The sequence below is a fragment of the Cupriavidus consociatus genome (genome assembly GCF_017814975.1).
GTDB lineage: Bacteria > Pseudomonadota > Gammaproteobacteria > Burkholderiales > Burkholderiaceae > Cupriavidus > Cupriavidus consociatus.
On the sequence record NZ_JAGIQA010000014.1, the window covers coordinates 1 to 14,218 of the forward strand.

Here is a 14,218-nt window from a genome sequence, read left to right on the forward strand (position 1 = left end):
TTCCGCGCGCTGCAGCGCTTCCTCGACTACGTGCAGGGCCATGACAAGGTGTGGATCTGCCGCCGTGTCGACATCGCCCGCCACTGGGTCGAGACCCATCCCTACACACTCGCCAGGTAACCCGGATTCAGCATGAGCCAGACCTATACCCTTGCCCAACTCAACACCATGCCTGTCGCGGAATTCGTGCAGGTGCTGGGCGGCATCTATGAACATTCGCCGTGGTTCGCCGAGGCCGCTGCCACGCAGCGCCCCTTTGCCGATGCCGCCGCGCTGGCGCAGGCGCTGCGCAGCGCCGTGGATGAAGCCGGCGAGGCCGCGCAGCTGAAGCTGGTGCGCGCCCACCCGGAGCTTGCCGGCAAGGCCGCGGTGCGCGGCGAGCTGACCGCCGAGTCCACGCGCGAGCAAAGCGGCGCCGGCCTCGACCTGTGCACGCCGCAAGAGTTCGATCGCCTGCAGGCGCTCAACGCCGCGTACAACCAGAAGTTCGGCTTTCCGTTCATCCTCGCCGTGCGCGGATACGACCGCCACGGGATCATCGCGGAGTTCGCGCGCCGCGTCGAAAACTCGCCGCAGGAAGAGTTGCAAACTTGCATCAACCAGATCCATCGCATTGCGCAGTTCCGTCTCGACGACTTAGTATCCGCCTGACAAAAAAGCGTCACCTGTATAACAAAAAACGCTGTACCCGATGCCGCCGGTCCCCAAGCAACACCACCACACCGAGCCAAAGCCAGGCGGCACGAATAAAAGCACAAAGACATTAAAAGAACCCGACAGGGACCCAGTACACAACGTTCCAAGCAGGATCCAGAAACCACGGAGGTCTAAACATGCAGAAGCAGTACAAGCCGGCACTGAAGCTGGCGGCGGTAGCGGCTACCCTTCTTTCCGGCACGGCCATGGCCCAGTCCAGCGTGACGCTGTACGGCCAGGCCGACATGTTCGTCGGCGCGGTCAAGAGCCCGGGTACGGGCGAGCGCGCATGGGTCGCCAATTCGGGCGGGATGCAGACGTCTTACTGGGGTATCAAGGGCACCGAAGACCTGGGCAGCGGCACCAAGGCCATCTTCGACCTGAACGGCTTCTTCCGTACCGACAGCGGCAACAGCGGCCGCTTCACCGGCGACTCGATGTTCAGCCGCAATGCCTATGTCGGCCTGCAGAACGACAAGGCCGGCACCATCAAGCTGGGCCGCAACACCACGCCGTACTTCGTGTCGACCATCCTGTTCAACCCGCTGATCGACTCGTACGTGTTCTCGCCGACGATCTTCCACACCTACTTCGGCGCGACCAGCGGCGCAGTGGTGGATCCGGGCGTCATCGGCGATTCGGGCTGGAACAACTCGGTGCTGTACTCCACGCCGAATTTCGGTGGCCTGACCGCCAACTTCATCTACGCCTTCGGCGAGCAAGCCGGCGCCGCCGGCAAGAACAAGTGGGGCGGCAACCTGATGTACTTCAGCGGCCCGTTCGCGGCCACTGTTGCCTACCAGCAGGTGCGTTTCGACAACGTACCGACCGACTTGAACTCTGCCGGCCTGTCGCGCCAGGACGCCGCGCAGGTCGGGCTGTCCTATGACTTCAAGGTGGTCAAGCTGTTCGCGCAGGGCCAGTACATCAAGACCCGCGCCACGACCGCGCCGTCTGGCGACACCAAGCACATCGACGGCCAGTTCGGTGCCTCCGTGCCCATCGGCGCCGGCAGCCTGCTGGCCTCCTACGCCTATGGCAAGGTCGACAACTCGCTGGGCGACTTCAAGCGCAACACCTTTGCCGTCGCCTACGACTACAACCTGTCCAAGCGTACCGACGTCTACGCCGCCTATTACTACGACAAGATCACCGGCATCGAGCACGGCGATACCTTCGGCGTGGGCGTCCGCCACAAGTTCTGATGGCGTAACCGTCTCACCGGCAGTCCTGATGCCCGCCCTTCCGGCGGGCTTTTTATTGCACTTGCACCAATCACTTGTAGCAGGAAAACATCAGGGAATGCTGCGTTGCGCCATTAGATGCCAAGCGCATGGCGGATCGGAAGCCTTCGCTCCATAGCGGGATTCAATTGGAAGCGCCACCTTGCGCTACCTAGATTGGTGTTCCAGGCCTCAAAACTCGATCCTAGAGAGGTGACTCATGCGGCGATATGCGAAGACGCGATCCGAACTGATGGCCATCCTGAACCAGTGCCTCGACAACAACCCCGAGTGCGGCGAATGCGAGCTGCACGCGGTGCGAATGCACCAGCCTGACCATACCGGATGCAACTGGAGCGCCGAGGTCGATTTTCGACAGGAATACGTCGAAAACCTCGACACCCAGCTGGCCGCGGCCAAGTCCATCATCGTGGTCATGCGCGAGCAGTACAACGTGCTGCAATAGCCACCGCACCGAATGCTGCCGCGCGAGTCGTGTGGCAAGGCAGCATTTAACAAAAAGCCGGGTCACCGACCCGGCTTTTTGCTTCCTGGCGCAATGCCAGCAGCTACCCTCTCAGCACATCAGCGGATGGCATTGCACTCCGCCACCGCCACCGCCGTCATGTTGACGATGCGGCGCGTGGTTGCCTGCGGGTTCAGGATGTGCACCGGCTTGGCCGCGCCCAGCAGGATCGGGCCCACGGTCACGCCCTGCCCGCCCGTGATCTTGAGCAGGTTGAAGGCGATGTTGGCGGCGTCCAGCGTCGGCATGACCAGCAGGTTGGCGCTGCCGGCCAGCTTGGTCGTCGGCAGGAAGTGGCGGCGCACGTCTTCGTCCAGGGCGGCGTCGCCCTGCATCTCGCCTTCCACTTCCAGGTGCGGTGCCGCCTTCGCCAGGATCGCTGCAGCCTCGCGCATCTTGCGCGCCGACGGACGCGTCGAGGAGCCGAACATCGAGTGCGACATCAGCGCGGCCTTGGGATGCAGGCCGAAGCGGGCGATCTCCTCGGCGGCCAGCTGCGCAATCGCGGCCAGTTCCTCGGCGGTGGGATCGTCATTGACGAAGGTGTCGGTGATGAACAGCGTGTGCTTTTCCAGCATCAGCGCGTTCATCGCTGCGAACACCCTGGCACCCGGCGCCAGCCCGATCACGTCGCGCACATGCTCCAGATGCGCTTCGAAGCGGCCCACGGTGCCGCACAGCAGCGCGTCGGCGTCGCCCATGTGCATCAGCATGGTGCCGATCAGCGTGTTGGAGCGGCGCAGTGCCACCTTGGCCATGTCCGGCGTGACGCCGTCTCGGCCGCGCAGCGCGTGGTAGGCCTCGTGGTAGGCGCGGTAGCGCGGGTCTTCTTCCGGGTTGACCAGGTCGAAGTCCACGCCGGCCTTCAGACGCAGGCCGGCCTTCTCGATGCGCATCTGGATCACGTGCGGACGGCCGATCAGGGTCGGGCGCGCCAGCCCTTCGTCGACCACGCCCTGCACCGCGCGCAGCACGCGCTCCTCCTCGCCCTCGGCATAGGCGACGCGCTTGGGCGCGGCCTTGGCGGCCGAGAACACCGGCTTCATGATCAGGCCGGTGTGGTAGACGTAGGTCGAGAGCTGCTGGCGATACGCTTCCAGGTCCTGGATCGGACGCGTGGCCACGCCGGACTCTTCAGCGGCCTTGGCCACCGCCGGCGCGATCTTCTCGATCAGGCGCTGGTCGAACGGCGTCGGGATGATGTAGTCGGGGCCGAACTTCAGCTCGCGGCCACCGTAGGCGGCGGCCACGGCCTCGTTCAGTTCGGCTTCGGCCAGATCGGCGATCGCCTTCACGCACGCCAGCTTCATCGCTTCCGTGATCTTGGTCGCGCCGCAATCGAGCGCGCCGCGGAAGATGTACGGGAAGCACAGCACGTTGTTGACCTGGTTCGGGTAATCCGAACGGCCGGTCGCGATGATGCAGTCCGGGCGTGCGGCCTTGGCCACTTCCGGGCGGATTTCCGGCTCGGGATTGGCCAGTGCCAGGATGATGGGCTTGTCGGCCATGGTCTTGACCATGTCGCCGGTCAGCACGCCGGCGGTCGAGCAGCCCAGGAAGACGTCAGCGCCCTTGACGATGTCGGCCAGCGTGCGCGCCGAGGTGTCCTGCGCGTAGCGGGCCTTGTTGGCTTCCATGTTGGCGTCGCGGCCAACGTAGATCACGCCCTTGGAGTCCACCACCGAGACGTTCTCGCGCTTCACGCCCAGGCTCACCATGGTGTCCAGGCAGGCGATCGCCGCGGCGCCGGCGCCCGACACCGCCATCCTGACCTTGGCGATATCCTTGCCAACCACCTTCAGGCCGTTCAGCAGCGCCGCCGCCGAGATGATGGCGGTGCCGTGCTGGTCGTCGTGGAAGACGGGAATGTTCATGCGCTCGCGCAGCTTCTGCTCGATGTAGAAGCATTCCGGCGCCTTGATGTCTTCCAGGTTCACGCCGCCCAGCGTGGGTTCCAGCGCGGCGACGATCTCGACGATCTTGTCCGGGTCGCGCGCGTCGAGCTCGATGTCGAACACGTCGATGCCGGCGAATTTCTTGAACAGGCAGCCCTTGCCCTCCATCACCGGCTTGCCGGCCAGCGGGCCGATGTCGCCAAGGCCCAGCACGGCGGTGCCATTGGTCACCACCGCCACCAGGTTGGCACGCGAGGTGTATTCGGCGGCGGTGGTGGGATCCTTGGCGATCTCCTCGCAGGCGTAGGCTACGCCCGGCGAGTAGGCCAGCGACAGGTCGCGCTGGTTGGACAACGCCTTGGTCGCGGTGACCTGGATCTTTCCCTTGGTGGGACTGCGGTGGTATTCCAGTGCAGCGAGGCGCAGTTGCGCTTCAGGACTGTTCGGGGCATGTTGCGGTGCATCACCGCTGTTCTGGCTGCTCATTGGCTCGTCCGGAAAATGGCCCGGCCGGAAGCGCCCTTCTCCTGCCATGGTTCGTATCGGCCGCAATCGGGAGAAGGACCGGAAGCGAAAAAACATCTGGCAGCGAAACTGACGATCCCGACCAAGAAGGCACGGAAAAATCGAGCAGTCATTCTAGCCCACGGCTCCGTGCAAAGTGCCACCAAAGCCAGTCCGGAAGCCGTTTTTTGGGCGGAATGTTCCAGTTAAACAGCTTTTACCAATGGGTATGCAATGAACGTGCAGAAGCATGCCTCTGCACGCATTTGCACGCAGTTCTATTTCTGCGGCTTCTCGACCTCCAGCGTGACCCGTCGCGGCCGTCCGCTGTCCCCCGGGAAGTTCGCAAAGATGCTGCGGATCAGGTAGGGCATCGTCGCGGGCAGGCTGCCGTTCTCGGTCTGGTTCTGCGCGGTGACCTGGTAGACGCGCTTGCCGCTGGCAGCGTCCCTGAAATAGACCCGCAGGTTCGAGAACAGCACCGGCACGTCGCGCACCACCGTCTGCGGCGGCCAGTAGCCCGGCCCCCACGGACCCCATGGGCCCCACGCCCCCCAGGGACGGTAATAGCCCCAGTACGGCCCCCAATAGGGCCCCCAAGGTCCATACCAGGGATCGGGATAGACCGTCTCGGCCACGCGCACGATGCCTGGCGCGGCGTCGTAATCCATGCTGATGCGGTAGCGAGCCTGCTTCTCCGGCACCTGCTCGTAGCCGACGTCGTACAGCGCCTCGGCCAGCCATTGCTCGTAGGTCTGGCGGTCCAGCTGCCCCGCCTGCTCCGGCGTGCGTTCAAAGCTGTAGGTGCGCGGCGCCTCGTTCTGCCAGCCGGGCTGGCGGAAGGCGGTGACATCGGTCACCACGGTGCTGGCGCAGCCTGACAGCAGCAGCGCCAGCAGCGCCATCGCGCCCCAGAGGCCCGGGAATCCCATGGCTCCGGCAGTTCTTTTTATTTCATTGCCGACACCGCCTGCGCGCTGCCACATAGAGCTACCTCGCTTTCCACACTCTCGAAATCTTCCTGCGTGTCGCTGAGACCACGCAGCAGCGGCGGAATTCCCGCCGGTCCGGGCGCGGCGCCTGACGGTGAACCCCCACCCCCTTGGCTACAATGAGGACTTCGGCGCCATGCTTCGCCCCCGCGCGCGCATGGCACCCTCCCCAACGGTCTTCCGAGGACAGGATCTCTCCATGCTGCGCACCGATACGCCCGTTACCGTCTATCGCAAGGACTATACCGCGCCCCCGTTCGCCATCGACCATGCCGACCTGGTGCTCGATCTCGATCCCCAGCGCACCGTCGTCACCAGCACGCTGCGTTTCGCACGCCAGGCCGGCGCCGCCGCAGACGCGCCGCTGGTGCTGTGCGGCGACGAACTCGAACTGGTCGGTGTCAGCCTGGACGGCAAGCCGTTGGCCAACGCCACCCAGGATGCCGGCACGCTGACCATCCCAGGGCTGCCCGCGCAGGGCTCGCTGGAGATCACCACCGCGTGCCAGCCCGCGGCCAATACGACGCTGTCGGGCCTGTACGTGTCCAACGGCAACTTCTTTACCCAGTGCGAGGCGGAGGGCTTCCGCCGCATCACCTACTTCCTCGACCGCCCGGACGTGATGGCGACCTTCCGCGTCACGCTGCGCGCCAATCGCGACGCCTACCCGGTGCTGCTGTCCAACGGCAACCTGGTCAGCAAGCAGGACCTGCCCGACGGCCGCCACGAAGCCGTGTGGGAAGACCCGTTCCGCAAGCCCTCGTACCTGTTCGCGCTGGTGGCCGGCAAGCTGGAATGCATCGAGGAAAAGATCCAGTCCGCCTCCGGCAAGGACAAGCTGCTGCAGGTCTGGGTCGAAGCGCGCGACCTGGACAAGACCCGCCACGCGATGGACTCGCTGGTCCATTCGATCCGCTGGGATGAACAGCGCTTCGGACTGGAACTCGATCTCGACCGCTTCATGATCGTCGCCGTCGGCGACTTCAACATGGGCGCGATGGAGAACAAGGGCCTGAACATCTTCAACACCAAGTACGTGCTGGCCAATGCCGAAACCGCCACCGACACGGACTTTGCCAATATCGAGGCGGTGGTCGGCCACGAGTACTTCCACAACTGGACCGGCAATCGCGTGACCTGCCGCGACTGGTTCCAGCTGTCGCTGAAGGAAGGTCTGACGGTGTTCCGCGACCAGGAATTCTCCGCCGACATGATGGGCTCGGAATCGGGCCGCGCGGTCAAGCGCATCGAGGACGTGCGCGTGTTGCGCCAGGTGCAGTTCCCCGAGGATGCCGGCCCGATGGCGCACCCGGTGCGCCCCGACAGCTACGAAGAGATCAACAACTTCTACACCGTCACGGTGTACGAAAAAGGCGCCGAGGTCGTGCGCATGTACCAGACCCTGCTGGGCCGCGACGGCTTCCGCAAGGGCATGGACCTGTACTTCCAGCGCCACGACGGCCAGGCCGTTACCTGTGACGACTTCCGCGCGGCGATGGCCGATGCCAACGGCCGTGACCTGACGCAGTTCGGCCTGTGGTACAGCCAGGCCGGCACGCCGGTGGTGACCGCGCGCACCGCGTGGAATGCCGACGACGGCAGCCTGACGTTGACGCTGACGCAGCGCTGCCCCAAGGTCGGCATCGAGACCAGCGCCGGCACGCCCGACAAGCAGCCCTTCCACATCCCGTTCGCGCTCGGCCTGCTTGGCGCAGACGGCAAGGACCTGCCGCTGCAACTCGAGGGCGAAAGCTCGCCTGGCGCAACCACGCGCGTACTCGACTTCACGCAGGCGGAGCAGGCCTTCCGCTTTGTCAACCTGCCGCGGGGCGCCGAGGCACCGCTGCCGTCGCTGCTGCGCAATTTCTCCGCGCCGGTGATCGTCGATGCCGAATACACCGACGCGCAGCTGACCTTCCTGCTCGCACACGACAGCGACGCCTTCAACCGCTGGGAAGCCGGCCAGCGCCTGGCCACGCGCGCGCTGCTGCAGCTGGTCGCCGACGTGCAGGCCAGCCGCGACCTCACGCTCGATCCGGCGCTGGTCCAGGCCATGCGCGCCGTGCTGACCGACGACACGCTCAACCCCGCCTTCCGCGAGCAGGCACTGGTGCTGCCCGCCGAAGCCTACCTGGCCGAGCGCATGGGCGTGGCCGATCCCTCCGCCATCCACCGCGCCCGCCAGTTCATGCGCGAGGGCCTGGCCCGCGCGCTCAAGGCCGACTGGCTGGCCGCCTACGAGGCCAACGCGACGCCCGGCGCCTACTCGCCGGATGCGACTTCGGCCGCCAGGCGCGCGCTGCGCAACCTGGCGCTCGGCTACCTGGCCGACAGCGGCGATGCCGACATGCACGCGCTGGCCGACAAGCAGTACCAGGCCGCCGACAACATGACCGACCGCTTCGCCGCGCTGTCGGCGCTGGTCAACAGCTTCGCGCCCGGGCGCGAGCATGCGCTCGCCGATTTCTACGAGCGCTTCGAGGACGACGCGCTGGTGATCGACAAATGGTTCTCGCTGCAGGGCATGCAGCGCGGCAGTGTGGGGCCACAACCGGGGGGACCGCACGCCGGCAAGCGCACCATCGACACCGTGCTCAGGCTGATGGAGCACCCCGCATTCAACCTGCGCAACCCCAACCGCGCGCGCTCGCTGATCTTCAGCTTCTGCTCCGGCAACCCGGCGCAGTTCCATGCCGAAGACGGCTCGGGCTACCGCTTCTGGGCCGACCAGGTACTGGCGCTCGACGCCATCAACCCGCAGGTGGCCGCACGGCTGGCGCGGGTGATGGACCGCTGGCAGAAGTACGAGCTGACGCTGCGCGACCGCATGCGCGCCGAGCTGGAGCGCGTTGCCGCCAGCACCACGCTGTCACGCGACGTCAGGGAAATCGTCGGCAAGGCGCTGGCCGCCTGAACTGCAGAGTATGTCAGGGAGGCCCCGCAACGCCCCCTTTGCCCGGCCGGGGCCGGCCGGGCATGTAGAATTGCGGCCATCCAAGGAGAACCAACCATGACTCGCATCAGCCTCACCCGCTACCTGGTCGAGGAGCAGCGCAAGCACAACACGATCCAGCCCGAACTGCGGCTGCTGATCGAAGTGGTCGCGCGCGCCTGCAAGGCCATTTCCAACGCCGTCAACAAGGGCGCGCTCGCCGGTGTGCTGGGCTCGGCCGGCACCGGCAACGTCCAGGGCGAAACCCAGCAGAAGCTGGACGTGATCGCCAATGAAGTGCTGCTCGACGCCAATGAGTGGGGCGGCCACCTCGCCGCGATGGCGTCGGAGGAAATGGAATCGTTCTACGAGATTCCCAACCGCTACCCGAAGGGCGAGTACCTGCTGCTGTTCGATCCGCTCGACGGCTCGTCCAACATCGACGTCAACGTGTCGATCGGCACCATCTTCTCGGTGCTGCACATGCCCAAGCCTGGCCAGACCGTGACCGAAGCCGACTTCCTGCAGCCCGGCACCCACCAGGTCGCCGCCGGCTACGCCGTCTACGGTCCGCAGACCACGCTGGTGCTGACCGTTGGCAACGGCGTGCACGTATTCACGCTGGACCGCGAGGCGGGCAGCTTCGTGCTGACGCAGTCCAACCTGATGATTCCGGAAGACACCAAGGAATTCGCCATCAACATGTCGAACATGCGCCACTGGGCCCCGCCGGTGCGCAAGTACATCGACGAATGCCTGGCCGGCGACGAAGGCCCGCGCGGCAAGAACTTCAACATGCGCTGGATCGCCTCGATGGTCGCCGACGTGCACCGCATCCTGACCCGCGGCGGCGTCTTCATGTATCCGTGGGACAAGCGCGAGCCGGAAAAGGCCGGCAAGCTGCGTCTGATGTACGAAGCCAACCCCATGGCGATGCTGGTCGAGCAGGCCGGCGGCGCGGCCACCAACGGCCAGATCCGCATCATGGACGTGCAGCCGGAAAAGCTGCACCAGCGCGTGTCGGTGATCCTGGGTTCGAAGAACGAAGTGGAACGCGTCACGCGTTACCACCACGAAGCCGAAGGCAAGGCCTGAGCCTCGCCCACCGGCAACAAGACGGGGCGCCAGCTGGCGCCCCGTCTTTCGTCCGCCTCCCGCAAGCGGAGCAGGAGCCGCCTGGATCGTGCCGCCGGATGGCACGGGCGACACAAAGGGCTTCCCAAGCCTGAAAAACGCTGCTATTATTGCGGGCTGTTCCAGTTCACCGGAACTTGTTGCCGAAGTAGCTCAGTCGGTAGAGCAGCTCATTCGTAATGAGAAGGTCGGGGGTTCGATTCCTCTCTTCGGCACCAAAAAGAATTCAGGGCATCGCCCACGCAAAACGCAAACCCGGACAGCGTCACGCTCTCCGGGTTTTTTGTCGCCTGAAGCCACAGTGCCGACACAGTGATCAGCGCCCCAACCGCCGCGCCCACCAATACCGGAACGGATGGTCGAAGTCGGGATAGAGCACCGGCTGGCTGAAGCAGCCAGCGTGCTTCATCAGGAGGAAGGCGACAAGCAGGGTCGCCCAAAAAACAAGCAGTTCCACGATGCACGGCCACCCTTGTTTGCCAGGTGGCCGTTTTCATTATAGGGAGCGCTGCCGCCGCGGGGCCGATACCGCACCCCGCACTTACCCTAGCTCCAGCAAGGTGGATCAGTACACTTCCGGCACAAACATCTCTTGCGGTACCGGATGCCGCACGTAGTCCTCATGCCGCTCGCGCGCCGGCAGCACGATCGACGGTGCGTCCACGTCCTGGTAGGGCACCAGGCTGAGCAGGTGGTGGATGCAGTTCAGCCGCGCGCGCTTCTTGTCGTCGGCCTGCACCACCCACCATGGGGCCTCGGCGATGTGGGTGCGCTCGAGCATGGTCTCCTTGGCCTTGGTGTAGTCCTCCCAGCGCCGCTGCGATTCCAGGTCCATCGGGCTGAGCTTCCATTGCTTGAGCGGATCGTGGATGCGGCTGAGGAAGCGCAGGCGCTGTTCGTCGTGCGTGATCGAGAACCAGTACTTGACGACCTGGATGCCGGAGCGCACCAGCATCTTCTCGAACTCGGGCACCGAGCGGAAGAATTCTTCGTACTGCTCGTCGTTGCAGAAGCCCATCACGTGCTCGACGCCGGCGCGGTTGTACCAGCTGCGGTCGAACAGCACGATCTCGCCTGCCGCGGGCAGGTGCGCCGCGTAGCGCTGGAAGTACCACTGGGTGCGTTCGCGGTCGTTGGGCGCGGGCAGCGCGGCCACGCGGCACACGCGCGGGTTCAGCCGCTGCGTGATGCGCTTGATCACGCCGCCCTTGCCGGCGGCGTCGCGTCCTTCGAACAGGATCACCAGCTTGTGGCCGGTGGCCGCGACCCAGCTCTGCAGCCGCACCAGCTCGCCCTGCAGGCGGAACAGCTCGCGGAAATAGTGGCGGCGGCTGTCCTGCTCGGCCCCGTCGGGCAGGTGCACCGGGTCGCCGAAGGCTTCGCTGGCTTCGCGGTCGTCCAGCTCCAGTTCGATCTCTTCGTCGTAGTAGTCGGCCACTTCGTTGTGGATGCGCCGTACCAGCTCGGCCTCGCCCGGTCTCATCTGCTCCTCCTGTCGGATACATCGCGGTCGCGCCGATGCTGGCACGCCAGTGTTGCAGCCGCGTGAACGCCTTCGCGCGCTATGCCGCCGGGTTGATGTTGTGGTTGTGGCGGAACAGGTTGTCCGGGTCGTAGCGGCGCTTGACCTCGACCAGCCGTGCGAAGTTGGGACCGTAGGCGGCGCCGACGCGGTCGGTTTCTTCCTGCGTCAGGAAGTTCACGTAGACGCTGCCCAGCGCGAACGGCGCCGCGGCGCGGAATACTTCGCGGGCCCAGCCGATGCAGGCGTCGTCCTCGGCCGGCGTGTCCCAGCGCGCGTGCAGGTTCATGATGAACTGCGCATCGCGGTTGGCATAAGCGGTGGCGTCCGGCGCCACGCGGTTGGTCTGGCCGCCCATTGCGCCGACGAACACCTCGCATTGCGGCGACGGCAGCTTGCCGATCTGCTCGACCAGCATCGCGATCATGCCGTCGTCGAGGCCGTCGAAGTTATGCGATTTCCAATAGTTGCGCGCGCCCGGCGCCAGCAAGGGATCGAAGGCCTGTTGCCATGCCGTGAACGGCATCGGTCCGACATGCTCGCCATAAGGCGTGCCCAGCTTGCGCAGCGGCTCGACCAGCGCGGGGCCATGCTCCGGCGGGCCGATATAGCAGATCGCCAGCGCCACGATCGGCTTGCCATGCGCCTCCGGTGGCAGGAACGGCAGTGGCGGGGCCTGGCGCAACACCGCCCAGACCGTCAATTCATCCGGCATCGACTTGAACTGCTCGCGGAAGGCCGGCAGCACGTTGGCAGCCTGCTCGAGTGGGTAGACGATCAGGCCGCCATAGACTTCGGGGCCGACGGGGTGCAGCCGAAACTCGAACATTGTGACCACGCCGAAATTGCCGCCGCCGCCACGCAATGCCCAGAACAGGTCGGATTGCTCGTCTGCGCTGGCGCGCACCAGCTTGCCGTCGGCAGTGACCACTTGGGCCGAGACCAGGTTATCGACGGTGGTGCCGAACTTGCGGCTGAGCCAGCCGAAGCCGCCGCCGAGGGTCAGGCCCGCGACGCCGGTGGTCGAGTTGATGCCAAGCGGCGTGGCCAGCCCGAAGGCCTGCGCCTCATGGTCGAAGTCTCGCAGCGTGGCGCCAGGTTCGACCCAGGCGCGCTGCGCCCCCGGATCGACGCGCACCGAGCGCATCGCCGACAGGTCGAGCACCATGCCGCCATCGCAAATCGCCAGCCCGCCGATATTGTGGCCGCCGCCGCGTACCGCCAGCAGCACGCCGCGCTCGCGCGCAAAGTTGACCGCGGCGATCACGTCGGCGGCGCCGGCGGCCTGCACGATCAGCTGCGGCCGGCGGTCGATCATTGCGTTCCAGATGCGGCGGGCTTCATCGTAGGCCGCGTCGTCGGGCTGCAGCAGCCGGCCGCGCAATTGCGCTTTCAGTGATTCGACATGTTCTTGCGATAACTGGCTCATGATCTGTCTCCCGATGCGGGTTGGAACCATCGGACGACGCGCGGCTGCCGGGGGTGCAGGAAGATGGCCACGAGGACCGATGACTTCACCATTTAAGGCAGGCCCCCGCCGAATGTAAACGCGGCATCAACCGCGACGTTTGGCGCGCCTCGCCCAAGTGCCGCAACGCGATCATGGCGCCATGCCCGCCTATCATGGAAGCACTGCCGGCACCGTGCCAACCTGCGCCGACCGGCTGTGCAATGGACACAACCAGCCCCCCTCCCCTGTTCCTGTGCGGCGACGTGATGACCGGGCGCGGCATCGACCAGATCCTGGCGCATCCCAGCCAGCCGCTGCTGCATGAGTCGTATGTGCATTCGGCGCTCGACTATGTGCGCCTGGCCGAGCGCAAGGCGGGCCCGATCGCGCGTCCCGTGGCGCCGGCGTATCCATGGGGCGATGCGCTCGCCGAGCTCGATCGTCGCGGCGCCTGGCCGCGCATTGCCAACCTGGAAACGGCGATCACCACCAGCGACGACGCATGGCCCGGCAAGGTGGTGCATTACCGCATGCATCCGGGCAATGTCGATTGCCTGCAGGCGGCGGCCATCGACTGCGTGGCACTGGCCAACAACCATGTGCTCGACTGGGGACGCGCGGGCCTGGCCGATACGCTGGCGGCGCTCGATGCCGCGCAGATCGCGCATGCCGGTGCCGGCCCCGACGAGGACAGCGCAATGCGGCCGGCGTGGCTGCCCCGGCCGGGCGGCGGCCGCGTCGGTGTGTTTGCCTTCGCCATGCATGATTGCGGCACACCCGCGGCATGGCGTGCCACCGCCGGCCACTCCGGCGTGAATTTGCTGGATGACTGGTCCGCCGCCTCGTGCGATCGCATCGCCGCGCGGATTGGCAAGGACAAGCGTGCCGGCGACCTCGTGGTGGCATCGATCCACTGGGGTGGCAACTGGGGCTACCACATCGATCCGGCGCAACGCGCCTTCGCGCATCGGCTGGTGGAACGGGCCGGCGTGGATATCGTGCACGGACATTCCTCGCACCATCCGCTCGGCATCGAGCTGCATGCGGGCAAGCCCATCCTCTATGGCTGCGGCGACTTTATCAACGACTACGAGGGCATCGGCGGCTACGACGACTACCGGCCGGACCTGGCGCTGATGGTCTTCGTCGGCTTCGATGCGGCGGGCAACGCAGACCTGCGGCTGGTGCCGCTGCGGCGCAGCCATTTCCGGCTCGAATATGCGGGCGAAGTCGACATCGCATGGCTGCTGGCGATGTTCGCCTACGAAGGACGCTCGCTCCGCACGCGGGTCGAGCGCAGCGCGCTGCACGAACTGCGCCTGTCGGCGGCATGACGCCGGCGCC

Annotated in this window: 11 protein-coding genes, 1 tRNA gene and 1 pseudogene; 8 read left to right on the forward strand and 5 right to left on the reverse strand. The window is 65.8% G+C overall.

The window, feature by feature from the left end:
• The 4 genes and pseudogenes from J8I82_RS38375 to J8I82_RS19440 form a co-directional block, all read left to right on the forward strand.
• A pseudogene (locus tag J8I82_RS38375) lies at nucleotides 1-120 on the forward strand (allantoinase); the annotation flags it as partial.
• Between the two features lie 12 nt (nucleotides 121-132).
• Entirely contained in the window at nucleotides 133-651 is a 519-nt protein-coding gene (gene uraD / locus J8I82_RS19430; protein WP_209760407.1) for a 2-oxo-4-hydroxy-4-carboxy-5-ureidoimidazoline decarboxylase, read from the forward strand.
• A 182-nt stretch (nucleotides 652-833) separates the two neighbouring features.
• Complete coding sequence (locus J8I82_RS19435; protein WP_209760408.1) at nucleotides 834-1,901, forward strand: porin; 1,068 nt, start codon at nucleotides 834-836, stop codon at nucleotides 1,899-1,901.
• Between the two features lie 238 nt (nucleotides 1,902-2,139).
• Nucleotides 2,140-2,385, forward strand: a complete 246-nt coding sequence (locus tag J8I82_RS19440; protein WP_029045604.1) for a hypothetical protein — start codon at nucleotides 2,140-2,142, stop codon at nucleotides 2,383-2,385.
• 119 nt (nucleotides 2,386-2,504) lie between these two features.
• Here J8I82_RS19440 and J8I82_RS19445 read toward each other — a convergent pair whose 3' ends face one another.
• A complete protein-coding gene (locus J8I82_RS19445) occupies nucleotides 2,505-4,826 on the reverse strand; it encodes an NADP-dependent malic enzyme (protein ID WP_209760409.1) in 2,322 nt (773 codons plus the stop codon).
• Between the two features lie 296 nt (nucleotides 4,827-5,122).
• Entirely contained in the window at nucleotides 5,123-5,749 is a 627-nt protein-coding gene (locus tag J8I82_RS19450) for a DUF4136 domain-containing protein (RefSeq protein WP_209760584.1), read from the reverse strand.
• Nucleotides 5,750-6,035: 286 nt separating this feature from the next.
• On the opposite strand from J8I82_RS19450, the gene pepN reads away from it, so the two are divergent.
• The 3 genes from pepN to J8I82_RS19465 all read left to right on the forward strand — a co-directional run bounded on the left by pepN (nucleotide 6,036) and on the right by J8I82_RS19465 (nucleotide 10,120).
• Nucleotides 6,036-8,750 carry an aminopeptidase N gene (gene pepN, locus J8I82_RS19455; RefSeq protein ID WP_209760410.1) on the forward strand — a complete coding sequence of 905 codons (2,715 nt, stop codon included), beginning with the start codon at nucleotides 6,036-6,038 and terminating at the stop codon, nucleotides 8,748-8,750.
• 96 nt (nucleotides 8,751-8,846) lie between these two features.
• Entirely contained in the window at nucleotides 8,847-9,863 is a 1,017-nt protein-coding gene (locus tag J8I82_RS19460; protein ID WP_063237169.1) for a class 1 fructose-bisphosphatase, read from the forward strand.
• Nucleotides 9,864-10,044: 181 nt separating this feature from the next.
• A tRNA-Thr gene (locus tag J8I82_RS19465) sits at nucleotides 10,045-10,120 on the forward strand.
• 98 nt (nucleotides 10,121-10,218) lie between these two features.
• On the opposite strand, the gene J8I82_RS19470 is transcribed toward J8I82_RS19465, so the two are convergent.
• The 3 genes from J8I82_RS19470 to J8I82_RS19480 form a co-directional block, all read right to left on the reverse strand.
• A complete protein-coding gene (locus J8I82_RS19470; protein ID WP_209760411.1) occupies nucleotides 10,219-10,359 on the reverse strand; it encodes a hypothetical protein in 141 nt (46 codons plus the stop codon).
• 108 nt (nucleotides 10,360-10,467) lie between these two features.
• Nucleotides 10,468-11,385, reverse strand: a complete 918-nt coding sequence (ppk2, locus tag J8I82_RS19475) for a polyphosphate kinase 2 (RefSeq protein WP_209760412.1) — start codon at nucleotides 11,383-11,385, stop codon at nucleotides 10,468-10,470.
• Nucleotides 11,386-11,464: 79 nt separating this feature from the next.
• Entirely contained in the window at nucleotides 11,465-12,853 is a 1,389-nt protein-coding gene (locus tag J8I82_RS19480) for an FAD-binding oxidoreductase (protein WP_209760413.1), read from the reverse strand.
• A 242-nt stretch (nucleotides 12,854-13,095) separates the two neighbouring features.
• On the opposite strand from J8I82_RS19480, the gene J8I82_RS19485 reads away from it, so the two are divergent.
• Complete coding sequence (locus J8I82_RS19485) at nucleotides 13,096-14,208, forward strand: CapA family protein (protein ID WP_209760414.1); 1,113 nt, start codon at nucleotides 13,096-13,098, stop codon at nucleotides 14,206-14,208.
• Nucleotides 14,209-14,218: the final 10 nt, after the last annotated feature.